The organism is Mesorhizobium sp. M1312, assembly GCF_040318115.1.
GTDB lineage: Bacteria > Pseudomonadota > Alphaproteobacteria > Rhizobiales > Rhizobiaceae > Mesorhizobium.
Genome location: NZ_JAMYLQ010000016.1, coordinates 17,450 through 32,338 on the forward strand (window position 1 = coordinate 17,450; position 14,889 = coordinate 32,338).

A 14,889-nucleotide genomic window follows, 5' to 3' on the forward strand; every position below is an offset into this window, starting at 1 on the left:
CTGGTTACTTGGTCACCGGCCGTACTTGGTCACCGGCCTGTACTTGGTCACCGGCATGGCTCACCACAAGGTCGTCGCGGTGGATCATCGCCGATCGCGCTTCGTAGCCTAGCACCGTTTCGATCTCGGCTGTTTTCAAGCCAGCGATCCTTACGGCATCGGCGGCATCATAGGCAACCAGCCCGCGGGCGATCTCGCGGCCTTCGGGCGACAGGATCGCCACCGTGTCGCCGCGCGAGAAATTGCCGCTGACCCGTTTGACGCCGGCCGGCAGCAGCGATTTGCCCGACAGCAGCGCACCGATGGCGCCGGCATCGACGGTCAGCCGGCCGGCCGGTTCGAGCTGCCCGGCGATCCACGTCTTGTAGCCCTTGACCGGATTGGCGCTCGGCCGGAAGAAAGTCGCCCGCTCGCCGCGCTCGATCGCCATCAGCGGCGACAGGCGGGTGCCTGATGTGATGATCATGGCGGTGCCGGCGGCGGTGGCAATCTTGCCTGCGTCGAGTTTTGTCCGCATGCCGCCGCGCGACAATTCGGACGCCGCCGCACCGGCCATTCCCTCGATATCAGGAGTGATGCGGTCGACGACGGGAATGAACTTGGCTTGCGGGTCGCGCGCCGGCGGCGCAGTGTAGAGCCCGTCAATGTCGGAAAGCAGCACCAGCAGATCTGCGCCCATCATCGTCGCCACCCGCGCGGCCAGCCGATCATTGTCGCCATAGCGGATTTCGGAGGTCGCCACCGTATCGTTCTCGTTGATGACCGGCACCGCCTTCATCTTGAGCAGCGTCGAGATCGTCGCCCGCGCATTGAGATAGCGGCGGCGCTCTTCGGTGTCGCCGAGCGTCAGCAGGATCTGGCCCGATTTCAGGCCACCCTTGCCGAGCGCATCCGACCAGGCGCCGGCCAACGCAATCTGCCCGACGGCCGCCGCCGCCTGGCTCTCCTCGAGCTTCAGCGCTCGCTTGCCGAGGGCTAAAATGGTGCGGCCAAGCGCGATGGCGCCGGACGACACGACGAGGATCTCGGCGCCACCTTCGGCCAGCACGGCGATGTCGTCGGCAAGCGAGGCCAGCCAGTCGCGCTTCAGGCCGCTCGTGCGGTCGACAAGCAGCGCCGAGCCGATCTTGACGGTGATGCGCCGGTATTTTCTCAGCGACTGCGCGGCCATCGCTATCTCCAGCGCGTCTCGACCGGAGCGGCGACAGCTTCGCGCGCCTCGGCCACGACCGCCATCAGCGCGCGCAGAACGGCTTCGACGCCTTCGCCGGTGACCGCGGACAAAAGCATCGGCGCACGGCCGGCGGCGCGTTTCAGCGAAGCAACCTTCTTCTTGCGTGCGTCGGCATCGAGCGTATCGACCTGGGAAAGTGCTACGATCTCGACCTTCTCGACCAGCCCATGGCCATAGGCGTCGAGTTCGGTGCGTACGGTCTTGTAGGCCTTCCCCGGATTTTCTTCCTGCGCCGAGACGAGGTGCAGAAGGACGCGCGTGCGTTCGACGTGTCCGAGGAAGCGGTCGCCGATGCCCACGCCTTCATGCGCGCCTTCGATCAGGCCGGGAACGTCGGCGATGACGAACTCGCGCCCATCGATGCGGGCTACACCGAGGCCCGGGTGCAGCGTGGTGAAGGGATAATCCGCGATCTTCGGCTTGGCTGCGGTGACGGCGGCGAGAAAAGTCGACTTGCCGGCATTGGGAAGGCCAACCAGGCCGGCGTCGGCGATCAGCTTGAGCCTGAGCCAGATGTTGAGCTCTTCGCCCGGTTGGCCGGGGTTTGCACGGCGCGGCGCCTGGTTGGTCGAGGTCTTGAAATGCTGGTTGCCGAAGCCGCCATTGCCGCCCTTGGCTAGCAAGAAGCGTTGGCCGACGACGGTCAGGTCGCAGATCAGCGTCTCGTTGTCCTCGGCAAAGACCTGCGTTCCCGCCGGCACTTTCAGCGTGACGTCGGCGCCCTTGGCGCCGGTCATGTTGCGGCCCATGCCGTGCGTACCGGTCTTGGCCTTGAAATGCTGCTGATAGCGATAGTCGATCAGCGTGTTCAGCCCATCGACCGCCTCTACCCAGACATCGCCGCCGCGGCCGCCGTCGCCGCCGTCCGGACCCCCGAACTCGATGAACTTTTCGCGCCGGAACGACACCGAACCGGCGCCGCCGTCGCCGGAGCGGATGTAAACCTTGGCTTGATCGAGAAATTTCATCGGACTGCTGAGTTTCTGCTAGTGGCCTTGCGGCATTGCTCTAAACCTTCGGCACTGCTCTAAACCAAGGCGGGGCGAAGGGCGAGGCTGTTTATGAACATGGCCGGAGTCGCAATGAAGCTCGTAACTTACAACATCCACTACGGCGTCGGTCTCGACGGCCGCTACGATGTCGGCCGCATCGCCGATTCCGTGCGCGGCGCCGACGTGATCGCGCTGCAGGAGGTCTCGCGCAACAACCCCAACAATGGCGGCCGCGACATGGTGGCCGAACTCGGCGAGGCGCTGCCCGAATACTTCGCCGTCTACGGCAGCAATTTCGAGGCCAATGTCGGCTCGCGTCTGGAAAACGGCCGCGCCATCACCACCACCTCCAGCTCGGCAACATGGTACTGTCGAAAACGCCCGTTCATCTGTCGCGCAATCTCCTCTTGCCGCGCAGCCGCAGTTTCGAAGTGATGAATTTCCAGCGCGGCGCGCTGGAGGCGCTGATCGAGACGCCGCTTGGTTTCATCCGCTTCTATTCCACCCATCTCGACCATCGCAGCCCGGTCGAACGCGCCAGCCAGATCCGGTTTCTGCGCCAGCGCCTGTTGAACTACGCGATCGAGGGCGGCGCGCTGTCAGGCATCGCCGAGGTCGGCCTGCCCGACCTGCCTTGTCCCGAAGGCTTCGTCGTCATGGGCGACTTCAACATGCTGGCCGGATCGCCGGAATATGTCGAACTCTCCGGCCGCCTGGATCACGAATTCGGCATGCCTGTGACCGCCGATCTTGCCGTCGATGCCGCCCTGCGCCTTGTTGCCGCAGGCGCCGATCTCATCACCTGGGTCGACCCCAAGCGGCCTGACGACGCCAGCCGCCACAAGCGCATCGACTATGTCTTCACCAGCGCCTCGCTCGCCAAATCGCTGACACGCCTGTGGGTCGACCGGCAAGCGGTCGGTTCTGATCACTTGCCCGTCTGGGTCGAATTGGCCTGACCCAGAGTTGGCCCGCAATCCTTCGCGCCAAGCCACGCCTCAGAGCTCGTTTCGAAATTCGCTCTGGTGAGTCATATGGTGGTGGTTTCGAGAACCGGAGCGCAGCGGACATTTGGGTCCGTGAGCACCGGAAGCGCAGAAAACGCCATCAGATGGCCGCCAGAGTAGAGTTTCCAAACGGTCTCTAAAAATGCACCCAGTTCCTGAGGCTGGTCCAGGTCCTGCGATCGAGACGGTAGCGCTCGACCGGCACCTGGCCGGCGACGATCGAGTTCAGCATGCCCTGGCCGGCATACTGGAAGCCGCATTTGTGGATGACCCGGCGCGAGGCCGGATTGATGACCCGCGTCGAGGCATGCAGCACCTGGATCGCCGTCTTCTGGAAGGCGAGGTCGACCAGCGCATGTGCTGCCTCCGTCGCATAGCCGCGCTTCCAATAGGGCTCGCCGATCCAGTAGCCGAGCTCCAGCCCGCGATCGGTGGTGTTGAGGCCGGCGCACCCGACGAAGGTTTCGGTACCGGCCAGCGTCAGGGCATAGGCAATCCCGGCCCGGCGCGGCGCCGTCATCGCCAGGAAGGCGCGTGCCTCGGCCTCGCCATAGGGGTGCGGCATGCGGGCCAGCATTTCGGCGACATGGCGGTTGTCGGCGAGCACCACCAGTTGCTCGACATCGCTTTCGCGCGGCGCCCGCAGGACCAGCCGCTCGGTCGCCAGAACCGGGCAATCTATCGCGTAACTTTCACCGTCTGTATCTTCCGCTTCGGCAACCATGTCAGTCCTCCAGGCACAAGGAAAAGGGGAGATGGAAACCCATCTCCCCTGATCCATTTCCTGGCTTGGCCAGACACCGGTTCCCGAGATGGGTGCCGGTGTTCTCGTACGGAACCGGCTACTCCGCGGCCTTCGTCATCGGGTTCACCGATACGTAGGTTCGGCCATTGGCTTTTTTGTTGAAGGTGACTGCGCCAGCTTCGAGCGCAAACAGCGTGTGATCCGTGCCAATGCCGACATTGGTACCGGGATGCCACGTCGTGCCACGCTGACGAATAATGATGTTGCCCGGAATCACGGCTTCGCCGCCGAACTTCTTCACGCCGAGCCGCTTGGAATGGGAGTCGCGACCATTGCGCGACGAACCGCCAGCTTTCTTGTGTGCCATCTAATTAACTCCGATGCGCCGCTAGGCGCTTAAAAGGTCTTATGAACGCGTTCGCGTTCCGTTTCAAGTCCGAACCGGCGACGATGGCGCCGGCCCGCTTACTTCTTTGCCAGTTCCTTGGCCTGCTCGCGCCAGTCCATGATCTGGTCGGCGCTGAACGGCATATGCTCGTCGATCTTGGCGATATCCTTGTCCGACAGCTTGGCGATCTGGGCGAAGGTGGTGATGCCCTGCTCGTTCAACTGGCCGGCCGCAACCGGGCCGATGCCCTTGATCACGGTCAGATCGTCCGGCTCGCCCTTCGGCGCCTTGAACAGCGGCGCAGCGGTTTCGCTTGCCTTGGCTTCCTTCTTCGGCGCAGCCTCTGGCTTCGCTTCGGTCTTCGGCGCGGCTTCGGCCTTCGCCTCGGCCTTTGCAGCAACTTCGGCCTTCGCCTCGGTCTTGGCCGCGGCCTTCTTCGTCGGCTTGGCACCATCCAGCAGGATCTCGGCGATCCGCACGGTGGTCAAAAGCTGACGATGGCCGATCTTGCGGCGCGAATTCTGCCGGCGGCGCTTCTTGAACGCGATGACGGTGCGGTTCTTGCCCTGTTCGACGACTTCGGCGGTGACCAAAGCGCCGTCGACGAACGGCGCGCCGAACGTCACATTCTCGCCCTCGCCATGCGCGAGCACGTGGCCGATCTCGACGATATCGCCGACCTGGCCTTCGACTTTTTCGATCTTCAGGAGATCGTTGGCGGCAACGCGATACTGCTTGCCGCCCGTTTTGATGACTGCGAACATTTTTTGCCTTTCGCTGTTCGGTCGGCCTTGATGAACCGCTTCAGGCGGTTCGGCCGTCTTTTTGTCAGTCTGCGGGTTCAAAAAGCAAGCGGCGCGGAAGAAGCCTCCACGCCGATTGCGCGCTGTCCCTAACCGAAGGTTGGGCGCAAGTCAAGGCAAACGGCCGCAGGCGAGTCGCGAACGTGCTCAGGCCAAGCGGCGACAACATCGAGAGCCGGCGGCAAGCCTGACAAGAAGCCGGTTCGCCGGGCAGATTGGCCCTTGTAACCTGTCCGTCCAGCCGTTATCTAGTGCGCCGCGCCGGCAACGGCGGACCATGACCGCGGAGAGGTGGCAGAGTGGTCGAATGCACCGCACTCGAAATGCGGCATGGGTGCAAGCCCATCGGGGGTTCGAATCCCTCCCTCTCCGCCATACCACATTGAAGTTATTCAGATATTTCCCGGATATGAATCGTAACCCCCGTGGTGGCCCCGCTATTGAATTTCCCGAGTTCCCTTGCTTCGTCGGAAAAGGCCAGTGCAGTGGCTGCGGAGCCGTTTGAATATGGGCGCGACGACGGGAGTTGAACCCGTATCTCCCTGCCCCTATCCTAACGGTGTGCCCTAAAGGACAGTCGTAAGGCAGGCGCTCTATCCGTTGAGCTACGCCGCGATTTCTTTAGGCAGCGCTGGAAGGAGCCTCTTCGGCTTTTTCCAGTCGTTTGCCTTTAAACTTCTTCGCCTTTGCGATTTCTGGCTCGATGCACTTGAGCTTGTCGGCGAGACCCGTGAGCACATAGGCGCTTGATGTCTGAGCCTTCTCGCCGCGATATCGCGGAACGCGCTGGACAAGGCCCGCCCCTTCCAACTCATCGAAATAGCGGAACAGCGAGCGCGGGCTCTTCGCCATGCGCCGAGCAATCGTTTTGATGGACGGGTGCGGAGCCTCGTGCGCTTCCCACCAGTGCATGACCAGGTGGAGCAGGACGTTGAAAGAGGTCGGGCTGATCTTTAGATGAGCCTGGGCCTCAAAAAGCAGGTTCGGCAAGATGGTGAAGCCGTGCGCCATCACGGCCTTCCCATACTTGGTCTCGGCGCGGCGCTTGTCTTTAGCTGAGAGCGGTAGCGCGATGATTTCAGCGGTTGCAGGTGTTTTCGTGTTCATGCCGCGAATATGCGGTTTCCTGGTCCGCCCTACAAGAGAGCCACCCTCCACCCCCGGCGTCAAAATTGGCAGTACCCCCTGTATACTGCTGCATCCTGTCAGCTACAGGTTACTGACCAATCAGCTTCCTTTATCGTGCGCAGTTTTTGACACCCGGGCTACTGCCGAAATCGTCATGGACCCCGGTGCCATTTCCGGCAGGCGGTAAATCTGCTTATCTGCCAAAAAAAACTTCCCTAGAAGGGCTGCGGAGGCGCCATTTGTTAGAGCTTGCCGAAGGCCGCGCCTCGGCCTCAAAGTAAAAGCATGGAAAAATCAGTCACCGCCACGTTGCGGACAGCCATTGTCGATGCGCTCTATCCCATAAGCGCGAATATGCTTGCCGACGTGGGCGAAGCTGTGGGCCTCTCCCAGGGGAACGCGGGATGAAGCATTTTCGAGCAAACAACGGTACGTCGGCAAGCGGCTCTTGAAGCTATCGCCGGAAAACGTCTTGGACATTGCGCGCAAAGTTCAAGCGGAATATCCGACAGAAGACCTTGAGCGGGCGTTGCTGAGGGCGGTGCAGAGCCATCCCGCCGATAGCACTATATCCAACTCGCTGGCCTCCTTTGACGAATCTGGCGTGCATACCATCTGGCAGCGGGCGCTGGGCCGCCGAGAGAGCGATCCAGAAGGTGCGTTAACATTGGCTCGCACGCTTTTTAGAGGAAGTGTGCAAGCACATCATTGAGGTGACGGGCAAAACCTACCGAGATAAGGACGAGCTGCCAAGGCTATACAGGACCGCCGCCGAGTGCCTAAACTTGGCACCGGACCAGCATACGGAAGATATTTTCAAAAGAATTCTGGGTGGTTGCCAGACCGTGGTGGAAGGGCTGGGCTCCATCCGCAACAGGCTCAGTGACGCACATGGAAAAGGGCGAAAACCAGCTCGGCCGTCAGCACGGCATGCCGCGCTAGCCGTTAATCTGGCGGGGGCAATGGCCACTTTTTTGGTTCAGACTTGGAACGAGCGGAACGCGTAGTGCCTTCACGGAAGAGGCGTAGAGCAGCCGGCACGGCTGGCTTAGCCGAGTTATCCCTTAACCTTGTCCGCCTAACGGACAGTAGGTCTAGACACCTGGCGGCGTAGGCTCAGAGCCAAGGCTATATGATGGCGAACCCGAAGGAGCCGGTCCCGATTTGCGGCACGGGAGGGGCATCCATTCCAATCTACCTTGCTTCGAAATCGCACCAGATTTTTTCTGACTTCTTGCTGATTGCCCGTGCAAATACATTTTCACTCACCATCAAGGCTAGGAAGGCCGGATACAATTAGCCCTATTTGGCGTGCGTTGAAATTAGCTTTCCTCCAACGGCCGGCGACTGCGACCCAGGGCACGTGCGATCAGCCAGCAATGGCTGTCGTCGCCCCGACAGACGGCCTGACAACGGCGTTTGATATGTGGTCGGTGCCTTGCAAGTCGCCATGCCCCCTTTCACGCTCTCCAGCGGTCTTTCTTGAGCGCGTAACGCCTGTCCGCTCTGGGGCCGATTCCAGACTGTCCGCTTTCAGGCACCGACGATGGGATAGCTGCCATTCGTCACGGGCACTTAGAACGCCCGCTTCCGGCCCCAAGATTGACCACGGGGAAATCATTTCCATCTTGGAAGCAGATGACATGGCGTCTACGCACCTATTAGTGAGCAGCGGGCATTCAGATCCCGACCCTATCTCGCTAGCTGCACAGAAGTCCCCCCGTTCGGCACGACGAGCATGACCGCCATCCTATTCAAGTCAAGTTCGGTTGGCAGTGGTACGTGGAGGTCAGCTGTCGACAGGCCACCCATGCTCTCTACGCTGCCGGCGCGGCTAGCATTGTCATCCGGAAAACCGAGGATTGTCTTTCATTCGCCGCCCACCGCGCGTCAGTGCTTGACTCCTTTTCGAGCGCGCAGCGTCGCTGTGACGTGATCCTCGTGTGGCTCAACGAAATCGATCGCGTCACTATTCCTCGATTGAAGGCTGACCGTCATCCAGTTCTCGCCACCTGCTAGGACGCGAGTGACAAGCTCGGCGACCTGACTGGCCTGCTGAACAGTCGCCGGATCGAGTTTGAAATCGTCATCGAGCAGCGTGCGGACGTCCCATAGGGGAACGGTCCCATGGTCGACGGGGCTGCGTCGCATCGCTCCCGTAAGGATACCTCCATCGATAGCGCAGGACAGCGATGACATCTTCAAGAAACTCAACCGATGGTCAGGACGCGCAAGATCGGCAGCAACGGTCGCGATATGCAGAGCAGCTAACCCAGCCTCGGGGGTACACCATTGCTCAGAACGCTCGCGTAGGCGCCCGATGGTGTGATCGGAAAGGTAAACAGATGGGACGACATCAAAAGCGTCGCGCTTGCTGCGCTTCGTTGTGAAGGTGGCGCATAGCGCAGTTACTCCTCTTTCGTGCTCCAGCCCTTCAAGCGGATGGCTGCCATGCACCAGCATGCGCAGATCGAATATCGATGCCTGCCGGCTGCCTTCCGAAATTAGCGCTATGCGAAAACCACGATCAGAGGGAGAGAGGCGCTCCATACGAGTAGCGGCGGCATCAAGTAGCCTTACCCGTCGCGGCGGCGATCCTTCATCCATGAACGCGTGACGCAGCATTACTTGCGCATCGCGCCACGTCGTCGCCTTGCCGCCGGGATCGAGCATAGGCGCGCCTATCCTCTCTCGTCGAGCAATCTCGTAAGCCAGATTTTTCGCGTAGATGCGCGCTTCGGTACTCAGTTTGCCAGGCGACTGTCTCATGACGGCGTCCATAGCGCATTCCCAGCTTTGAGGATAGGCGAGCGGTCAAGGCTCGGCGAGATCGAGAGGCGGCACACTGCGGCGCGGAGTGGATAGCGCGCGCAATGGTCAAGCTGATCCCAATATCCGTCATGAGGCACGATCGCGAGTTAGCAATGTCCGCTTCACAGGGTGGGACAGCTGAGTTCAACGGCCGACATGGGGCGCAAAGCTGCCATCCAACTGCGCTTGGGGTCGGAAAGCGCAGCGGTCACGACCCTGATTGATAGGCATACCGACCGACACCCCCTTTTTCATATTAAATCAGGAAGAATAAACCGACGTAGAATACGCAACGAAAGATCGATCTACGGAACGACGACTCCCATCTTGCCTGCCTCAAAGTCTTCCAATAGACAGTCGCACATCGGCAGTCCCTTGACTGTAGGCACGAATTAGATACCTTTTCAGCGCGCCTTGAGAGAAGTGGCCCCTGGCGCCTTTGAATAAGCCGCATGATAACCGACGACTTTACGTCGAAGAGAAGCAAGAAGCAGCACGACTGCCCGACATAACTCCCGAACAACAAACCGGCCTGCCGCCCGCAACGGGCGTTGCGGCCCCTAAGGAGTATTGGAGAAGGTCATGCCTAAACTTGTTGAGTATCAGGATGGCGAGGTGGACGTGATATCGCGCAATCCACTGAGGGGAACGCTGGTGCTAGTGGATGATGAAGACAACGACGTCGAGCTTGAACTCGATAATGATAGCGCCGAGGAACTGGTATCCGTCCTCATGCAATTTCTGATGCAGGGCGAAGGCGGCGATATGCCGAAGATTTCAATCGGGCGTCGGTGAAATCGCCTTGCACCGGAGACGTCATGAGCACGGTCCTCCTCCGGTCGGGCCGGTGACCGCGTGATCTGGGTGTCGCTCTAATATAGATCGTGCTGAAGTAAGCATTGCCGCTAAGGAGCCGTTACATGCTAGCCGAATTTGAGCGCGACCTTCAGGTTCTGATTGATCGCCCTTCGATGCACCGTCCGTTCGTCTGCGAAGGCTCACCGCTTGCCTGCGACGTTCTCATCGTCGGTTATAATCCCGCCACAACAATGAAACAGGATTTCTGGACGTACTGGAAGCCGGATTACGGCTTCGACAAGTCAGCTTGGTTTGCAGCTTACAGGGAAGAACGGGCCGCCCGGCCACTCAAGCCAGGCAAGAAGTTTCGACCCGCCATCAGTCCGACCCGGCGCGTGCTGGAGTGGATCGGCGAGGGAGCTGCTCCGTGCCGCATCCTTGAGACCAACATTTTTTCCGTTCCCTCTGAGGCGAAGGCCGACCTAGCGCTCGAAAAGCGGGAGTCCGCTCCCTTCAAATTCCTGGTCAACCGCGTCAAACCAGTGGTGATTATCGCACATGGGAAGGATGCGCACGAGGCAGTCGCGCAACTGGAGACCAGTGCCACGGTGTTCAATGTGTCCCATCTATCCCGTGGCTGGTCGCAGGAGAAGGCAAAGCGGCTGGGAAATGAAATCCAGCTAATAGCCAGGGGGTAATCAACCACCACCTGACCAACTACGCGACGGTTCACGACCGCAAAGGCCGCCGGAACAAAGCTGCGGGACTAGCCGACAGGCTGCGCTTCCTTAATAGGTGAAGGTGAGGCACAAAGGGTGGGCCGGTCCCAGTTTGCGGCACGGGAGGGCCACCCTTCTAGGGTGACCTTGCTTCGAGATCGCGGCAGATTTTTTCTGACTTCCTCACGGCGGGCGGTTCATGCGAGATTTGGCCGCTGAGTGGCGTAGCCGCTAGTCGGCATTCCCGCACAAACTCCTCCCGCGCGATTGCTTGTCGGCCGCTGTCGGCATTTCTCGCCAACGACAGGGCGGTTCTCCAGACAATCCGGTCCAATTTCGTTGGCTTATGACCGTAGTCGTTGAAGGTTCGCGTCGGGCACAGGCGCCAACGGTGATCAGCCGTGAATAGCTGCGCGAGAAAGATTCGCGTGCTCTATTGCCCACAATTCCCATTTGCTACAACTGTTGGCGAGTTTGGTTTCGATGGCGGCTGGGGCAAAATGGGCGAGACACGAAGAAAGCACGTATTCATCAGCTATAGCTGGAAGGACAAATCCGTCGCTGATCGAGTGCGCGAGAGCATTCCTGACCAGTTCGAGGTATGGATTGACAAGGAACGCGTTAGTCCCGGCGGTTCTATTTCCAAAGCGATTGAGGACGGACTGAGCGGATCGGATTATTATGTTCTGCTCATTAGCGAGAACTCAATCAGTTCCATGTGGGTACGTCAGGAGATTGCGACAGCTTTCGAGCTGGCTAACAAGACGAATCTGTCAGTAATTCCCATCCTCCTTCAAGGTTCCGATGTCCCGTTTGAATTTAAAGGACTACTATACATCGACTTTCGGCAATCAGTGACCGTCGGGCTGCGGCACCTGCAGGATTTCTTCTTAAAACAGGCGACCCTAATTGACGAATTAGAGCCTAAGCATATTATGCTCAAATCGCAGGATGAGCCTGTTCGTCGGCGCTTGGCTTGCAACGAGTCATTGCGCCAGTTGTCACTAGGGGATCTCCGCTATTTGGTATCCGAACGCCTCAATCTTGAAGAGGTAGAGTTGATTTGGTTCGATCTTTTTAATCGTCGGATGAATGATGAGGTTCAGGTAAAAAATCTGCCGCTTTCTTGTGTTGAGTTGATCGACAGATCTCGGCGAATGGACGTTCTTGCTGAACTAATGGATAAACTTTGCCGTGACTTTCCCTTCATCAACAAGGCAATTTAGTTTTCGCGTTGATAGGCTTCTATCTTTGACTGCCGGACTATATCTTAAACCAGGGTTCGCATCATTTCTCGCCAAAAAACTCGATTCCTGCTATTTCCCTCAGAGCAAGATACATGACCTTTCCAAAGCTGTCATCGGCTCTCTCAATTCAGATGAAAGATACAAAAGAGCGTTCAGACTCGTAGAGGAAGTCCGACAGAAATTTAAGTTCGTAGATATGTACTACGACAAGACACATAAGAGTTGGCAAAAGGCCGATTAGGTCTGGAGAAGCCACGACATTCATGAGAATTGACGACTTAATAGCCACTCCTGAACACCAACAAACACACCTGCTTTCCGTTACCGCGACACCAGCTTTTTTGATGTCGTGAGCGTCCCAAGGATAAAGAACCCTCCATTGAAGAGTGAAGTACCCTTTCTGTGGAGATGGCCCGATCCCACACCAAGAGCCGAAACTCGTGTTGGTGAATGCTCTTTTCGTTGGGTGAGGAACAAACGCCGCTGGCCCGCCTGCCAACTATATTTGTTGCCGCGACACATGAGCGGACAGCGGGGAAGAAGCACGCGCAGGTGTCCTTTGTGCAGGCGACTTTTGCTGCCGCCCAGCAGCCGTATGTCTTGCGTGTCCACGCGTTGGGCATGGGTCCAGACATTTTCATGGGGAGCTTTCGCGAACAGTGGACCCGCCGACCAAATTTCCCACCAGCTTGCTAATCCGCCCGTGCTCCGGCACCAGGCCGACAAATGCCCACACAGGCGCCAACGGCATGTCAGCCGGCAATGCCCTGGCAAACGGCCTTCGCCTGCTTCTAGTCCCGTTTCCTAGCCGCAAAAGGCGCCACGCAAGGTGGCTATTGAGCAACTAGCCGACGCAGGCCCGAAAGATCGTCGATCTAAGGCAGCGGGATCGGCTTGTCGCTGAGTGTGCGCAAGTAGGCGATCACGTTGACCCGTTCGGTCTCGTCCGGGACGCCAGGCGTCTCCATCTTAACGCCCGGCGTGGTGAGCATGGGCCCGAAGAGAAATCTGTTCAGGTCCTCGTACGTCCAGACACCCTCCCAGCCCAGCAAGGTGTCGGAATAACGCATATCTGCCATAGATGCCTTGTCGCGGCCGACGACGCTCCACAAGTTGGGTCCTATTTTGTTCCCTCCCTGTGGCTCGGCGTCGTGGCAAGTAGTACACCGGCGGGTGTAGTCGGTTCGGCCTTTCTCGACATCGGCAGAAGCCAACTTCATTGAGATTGGGGCTGGTGTTGGCAAGATGACGCCATGCGCCAAGAGATAGTCGGCAACTTCGCGTTGCCCCCTGCTTTTTGCCAGATGGAGCGGCGTCTTGCCGTGCATTGCCTTCGCATTCACGTCCGCTCCGGCCTCGACCAGTGCCTTCACGCAGTCGAAACAATCGAGAGTGACGGCGACATGAAGGGCGAATTCGCCACCACGATCGGAATTTGGATCCGCGTCCCGCTCCAGCAACAGATTTAACAGGTCGATCTTGCCTGTCCCTACAGCCGCCATCAGCGGTGGACCACCAGTCGTCTGGGCGTTGACGTCGGCACCACGTTCTATGAGCAGTTTTGCCGCTTCGATGTGGCCCATAAAGACCGCGAGATAGAGCGGCGTTGCGCTTCCATCACTCTCATCTACATCAGCGCCTGCATCGAGCGCAGCCGTGATCGCTGCGACATCGCCGTTCATAGCGGCATCGTGAATGTCGGCGGCATGCGATACAATCGGGATTTGTGCAAGCAGCAGTGCAATGAAGAGCAAGGACACGCGCATTTGGCATCTCCAAGGCAAACCGCAGTAAGCGTCAGGTTTCAAGATGGCAAAAGCATACCACGAATTCCTGATCGCAACCACGCTCGTCTCGCCCGCGGTTCCGAAAGGTGCGGTGGGCTTTTTTTGATGTCCGAGATGTCCTGAATCGTATTATGTTTCAGCAGGAGGGGGGTGCTATGCCGATTTATCGAAAAGCTAAAGATTTTGGCGTCTTCAGTGCATCCGAAGTAGCTACGCTTGGCCGTGTGTTCGACCGGCTCAAGAGGGAGGGCGACTCCGAACATCTACGTGAGGCTCTCGCGTCCCGCATCCTTGCAAATTATGCGGCCGGTATCACTGACGAGGACGAACTCGTCTTGGCGTCAAAACTGCCGTTAGGTCGGTAGGCGCGACGCGAAATTAGGCCCCCCACAGCCCGACGGACACTCATGCAACCACCGCCACGTCTTCGCGTTTAGCCACTTCAAATTCTGGAGAGCGACAAAAGATGCCGGCGTTTATACGGATTACGATCTACCTGAATCATAGATCGATGCTGGTTGCCTCGATACCTGATGCTGAGACGGCGCTTCAGCAACCATGGCCATTCATGGGCAGGCCATCCCGACTTAAAGCAATTCGAATGATCGAGGAATGCCTGGCCGGACACTGCACCCAACAAGCCGCGTTCGATGCCTTTAAGGCGGCCGCGAGTGAACAGGGCCTTCTTAAGCGAAAGCCTCCAAGCGTAGGCCTTAGGAAATTCGACAGGGTTGCCGAAGACCTGCTGTGAGGCGGCGGAGTGGGGTCAAACCCGGTTTCATGGCTGCGCCTCAAGCACCTTCGTGGGGATCACAGCAAGATACGCCACGCGTCGCTGCTGGGTATCAGCGACGAAAGCTAGGCCAACCAAAAAGGGCAACTGGCTAAAATCTGTGCGAGCGCGTACAGTATGAGATCGCCAGCCACGCACAATGGGCGCTGACGCTTGGGAGCGAGCATCGCACTCCTGCCCCAAACGTAAGGCATTGTCTGATGGCTGAAGAGGCAGGGCGGTTCCGCCCGACAGACTATTATGTGCGCTCGCTCGCGCAGGAGTCAGGTGCAACTGAGCAGCAGATACGGGACATTGCATCGCTGATCGGGCTTGATCGTGCCTCGATCCTGAGAGAAGCGCGTCTCTTCCGCCGTGATCTAGGGCCGAAGCTTTAAGGCTTTCCGTGCGGCCGGTCATCACCCCAGCCGTGACAGGAAAGGCTTCACCTCGACGCA

Annotated in this window: 15 protein-coding genes, 2 tRNA genes and 1 pseudogene; 9 read left to right on the forward strand and 9 right to left on the reverse strand. The window is 59.0% G+C overall.

Annotated elements, in window-relative coordinates; translation table 11 throughout:
* Nucleotides 1–4: 4 nt before the first annotated feature.
* Nucleotides 5–1,171 (reverse strand): glutamate 5-kinase, encoded by a 1,167-nt coding sequence (gene proB, locus NKH36_RS19010; RefSeq protein ID WP_352958136.1) that lies wholly within the window; start codon nucleotides 1,169–1,171, stop codon nucleotides 5–7.
* A gap of 2 nt (nucleotides 1,172–1,173) precedes the next feature.
* Nucleotides 1,174–2,202 (reverse strand): GTPase ObgE, encoded by a 1,029-nt coding sequence (gene obgE / locus NKH36_RS19015; RefSeq protein WP_352958135.1) that lies wholly within the window; start codon nucleotides 2,200–2,202, stop codon nucleotides 1,174–1,176.
* Nucleotides 2,203–2,316: 114 nt separating this feature from the next.
* On the opposite strand from obgE, the pseudogene NKH36_RS19020 reads away from it, so the two are divergent.
* Nucleotides 2,317–3,185: pseudogene (locus tag NKH36_RS19020) on the forward strand (endonuclease/exonuclease/phosphatase family protein).
* A 184-nt stretch (nucleotides 3,186–3,369) separates the two neighbouring features.
* On the opposite strand, the gene NKH36_RS19025 reads toward NKH36_RS19020, so the two are convergent.
* The 3 genes from NKH36_RS19025 to NKH36_RS19035 form a co-directional block, all read right to left on the reverse strand.
* A complete protein-coding gene (locus NKH36_RS19025) occupies nucleotides 3,370–3,957 on the reverse strand; it encodes a GNAT family N-acetyltransferase (RefSeq protein WP_352958134.1) in 588 nt (195 codons plus the stop codon).
* Nucleotides 3,958–4,075: 118 nt separating this feature from the next.
* On the reverse strand, nucleotides 4,076–4,345 hold the full coding sequence (rpmA, locus tag NKH36_RS19030; protein ID WP_023678077.1) for a 50S ribosomal protein L27: 270 nt from the start codon (nucleotides 4,343–4,345) through the stop codon (nucleotides 4,076–4,078).
* A 98-nt stretch (nucleotides 4,346–4,443) separates the two neighbouring features.
* Nucleotides 4,444–5,130 (reverse strand): 50S ribosomal protein L21, encoded by a 687-nt coding sequence (locus NKH36_RS19035; RefSeq protein WP_352958133.1) that lies wholly within the window; start codon nucleotides 5,128–5,130, stop codon nucleotides 4,444–4,446.
* Nucleotides 5,131–5,454: 324 nt separating this feature from the next.
* On the opposite strand from NKH36_RS19035, the gene NKH36_RS19040 reads away from it, so the two are divergent.
* A tRNA-Ser gene (locus NKH36_RS19040) sits at nucleotides 5,455–5,544 on the forward strand.
* Between the two features lie 133 nt (nucleotides 5,545–5,677).
* On the opposite strand, the gene NKH36_RS19045 is transcribed toward NKH36_RS19040, so the two are convergent.
* A tRNA-OTHER gene (locus NKH36_RS19045) sits at nucleotides 5,678–5,784 on the reverse strand.
* Nucleotides 5,785–5,790: 6 nt separating this feature from the next.
* On the reverse strand, nucleotides 5,791–6,276 hold the full coding sequence (locus NKH36_RS19050; protein ID WP_352958132.1) for a helix-turn-helix domain-containing protein: 486 nt from the start codon (nucleotides 6,274–6,276) through the stop codon (nucleotides 5,791–5,793).
* Between the two features lie 493 nt (nucleotides 6,277–6,769).
* Here NKH36_RS19050 and NKH36_RS19055 point away from each other — a divergent pair, with 493 nt between their 5' ends.
* The gene (locus NKH36_RS19055) at nucleotides 6,770–7,009 is read left to right on the forward strand and encodes a hypothetical protein (protein WP_352958131.1); all 240 of its coding nucleotides are present in this window, start codon (nucleotides 6,770–6,772) and stop codon (nucleotides 7,007–7,009) included.
* Nucleotide 7,010: 1 nt separating this feature from the next.
* A complete protein-coding gene (locus NKH36_RS19060; RefSeq protein WP_352963882.1) occupies nucleotides 7,011–7,304 on the forward strand; it encodes an abortive infection family protein in 294 nt (97 codons plus the stop codon).
* A gap of 883 nt (nucleotides 7,305–8,187) precedes the next feature.
* Here NKH36_RS19060 and NKH36_RS19065 read toward each other — a convergent pair.
* On the reverse strand, nucleotides 8,188–9,078 hold the full coding sequence (locus NKH36_RS19065) for a hypothetical protein (RefSeq protein ID WP_352958128.1): 891 nt from the start codon (nucleotides 9,076–9,078) through the stop codon (nucleotides 8,188–8,190).
* Between the two features lie 612 nt (nucleotides 9,079–9,690).
* Here NKH36_RS19065 and NKH36_RS19070 point away from each other — a divergent pair.
* The 3 genes from NKH36_RS19070 (at nucleotide 9,691) to NKH36_RS19080 (ending at nucleotide 11,851) form a co-directional block, all read left to right on the forward strand.
* Nucleotides 9,691–9,903, forward strand: a complete 213-nt coding sequence (locus tag NKH36_RS19070; protein ID WP_352958127.1) for a hypothetical protein — start codon at nucleotides 9,691–9,693, stop codon at nucleotides 9,901–9,903.
* 125 nt (nucleotides 9,904–10,028) lie between these two features.
* Nucleotides 10,029–10,604 carry a hypothetical protein gene (locus NKH36_RS19075; RefSeq protein ID WP_352958126.1) on the forward strand — a complete coding sequence of 192 codons (576 nt, stop codon included), beginning with the start codon at nucleotides 10,029–10,031 and terminating at the stop codon, nucleotides 10,602–10,604.
* 422 nt (nucleotides 10,605–11,026) lie between these two features.
* On the forward strand, nucleotides 11,027–11,851 hold the full coding sequence (locus NKH36_RS19080) for a toll/interleukin-1 receptor domain-containing protein (protein ID WP_352958125.1): 825 nt from the start codon (nucleotides 11,027–11,029) through the stop codon (nucleotides 11,849–11,851).
* Nucleotides 11,852–12,747: 896 nt separating this feature from the next.
* Here NKH36_RS19080 and NKH36_RS19085 read toward each other — a convergent pair.
* A complete protein-coding gene (locus NKH36_RS19085) occupies nucleotides 12,748–13,638 on the reverse strand; it encodes an ankyrin repeat domain-containing protein (RefSeq protein ID WP_352958124.1) in 891 nt (296 codons plus the stop codon).
* Between the two features lie 532 nt (nucleotides 13,639–14,170).
* Here NKH36_RS19085 and NKH36_RS19090 point away from each other — a divergent pair.
* Together NKH36_RS19090 and NKH36_RS19095 are read left to right on the forward strand one after the other, a co-directional pair.
* Nucleotides 14,171–14,410 (forward strand): DUF982 domain-containing protein, encoded by a 240-nt coding sequence (locus NKH36_RS19090; RefSeq protein ID WP_352963941.1) that lies wholly within the window; start codon nucleotides 14,171–14,173, stop codon nucleotides 14,408–14,410.
* A 242-nt stretch (nucleotides 14,411–14,652) separates the two neighbouring features.
* Nucleotides 14,653–14,829 (forward strand): hypothetical protein, encoded by a 177-nt coding sequence (locus NKH36_RS19095; RefSeq protein WP_352958122.1) that lies wholly within the window; start codon nucleotides 14,653–14,655, stop codon nucleotides 14,827–14,829.
* Nucleotides 14,830–14,889: the final 60 nt, after the last annotated feature.

Bases quoted from the DNA above. Each gene is read 5' to 3' on its own strand.
- NKH36_RS19025 (WP_352958134.1), bottom strand. From the start codon at position 3,957: ATGGTTGCCGAAGCGGAAGATACAGACGGTGAAAGTTACGCGATAGAT.
- NKH36_RS19095 (WP_352958122.1), top strand. From the start codon at position 14,653: ATGGCTGAAGAGGCAGGGCGGTTCCGCCCGACAGACTATTATGTGCGC.
- NKH36_RS19090 (WP_352963941.1), top strand. From the start codon at position 14,171: ATGCTGGTTGCCTCGATACCTGATGCTGAGACGGCGCTTCAGCAACCA.
- NKH36_RS19050 (WP_352958132.1), bottom strand. From the start codon at position 6,276: ATGAACACGAAAACACCTGCAACCGCTGAAATCATCGCGCTACCGCTC.
- NKH36_RS19070 (WP_352958127.1), top strand. From the start codon at position 9,691: ATGCCTAAACTTGTTGAGTATCAGGATGGCGAGGTGGACGTGATATCG.
- NKH36_RS19085 (WP_352958124.1), bottom strand. From the start codon at position 13,638: ATGCGCGTGTCCTTGCTCTTCATTGCACTGCTGCTTGCACAAATCCCG.
- NKH36_RS19075 (WP_352958126.1), top strand. From the start codon at position 10,029: ATGCTAGCCGAATTTGAGCGCGACCTTCAGGTTCTGATTGATCGCCCT.
- rpmA (WP_023678077.1), bottom strand. From the start codon at position 4,345: ATGGCACACAAGAAAGCTGGCGGTTCGTCGCGCAATGGTCGCGACTCC.
- obgE (WP_352958135.1), bottom strand. From the start codon at position 2,202: ATGAAATTTCTCGATCAAGCCAAGGTTTACATCCGCTCCGGCGACGGC.
- NKH36_RS19065 (WP_352958128.1), bottom strand. From the start codon at position 9,078: ATGGACGCCGTCATGAGACAGTCGCCTGGCAAACTGAGTACCGAAGCG.
- proB (WP_352958136.1), bottom strand. From the start codon at position 1,171: ATGGCCGCGCAGTCGCTGAGAAAATACCGGCGCATCACCGTCAAGATC.
- NKH36_RS19035 (WP_352958133.1), bottom strand. From the start codon at position 5,130: ATGTTCGCAGTCATCAAAACGGGCGGCAAGCAGTATCGCGTTGCCGCC.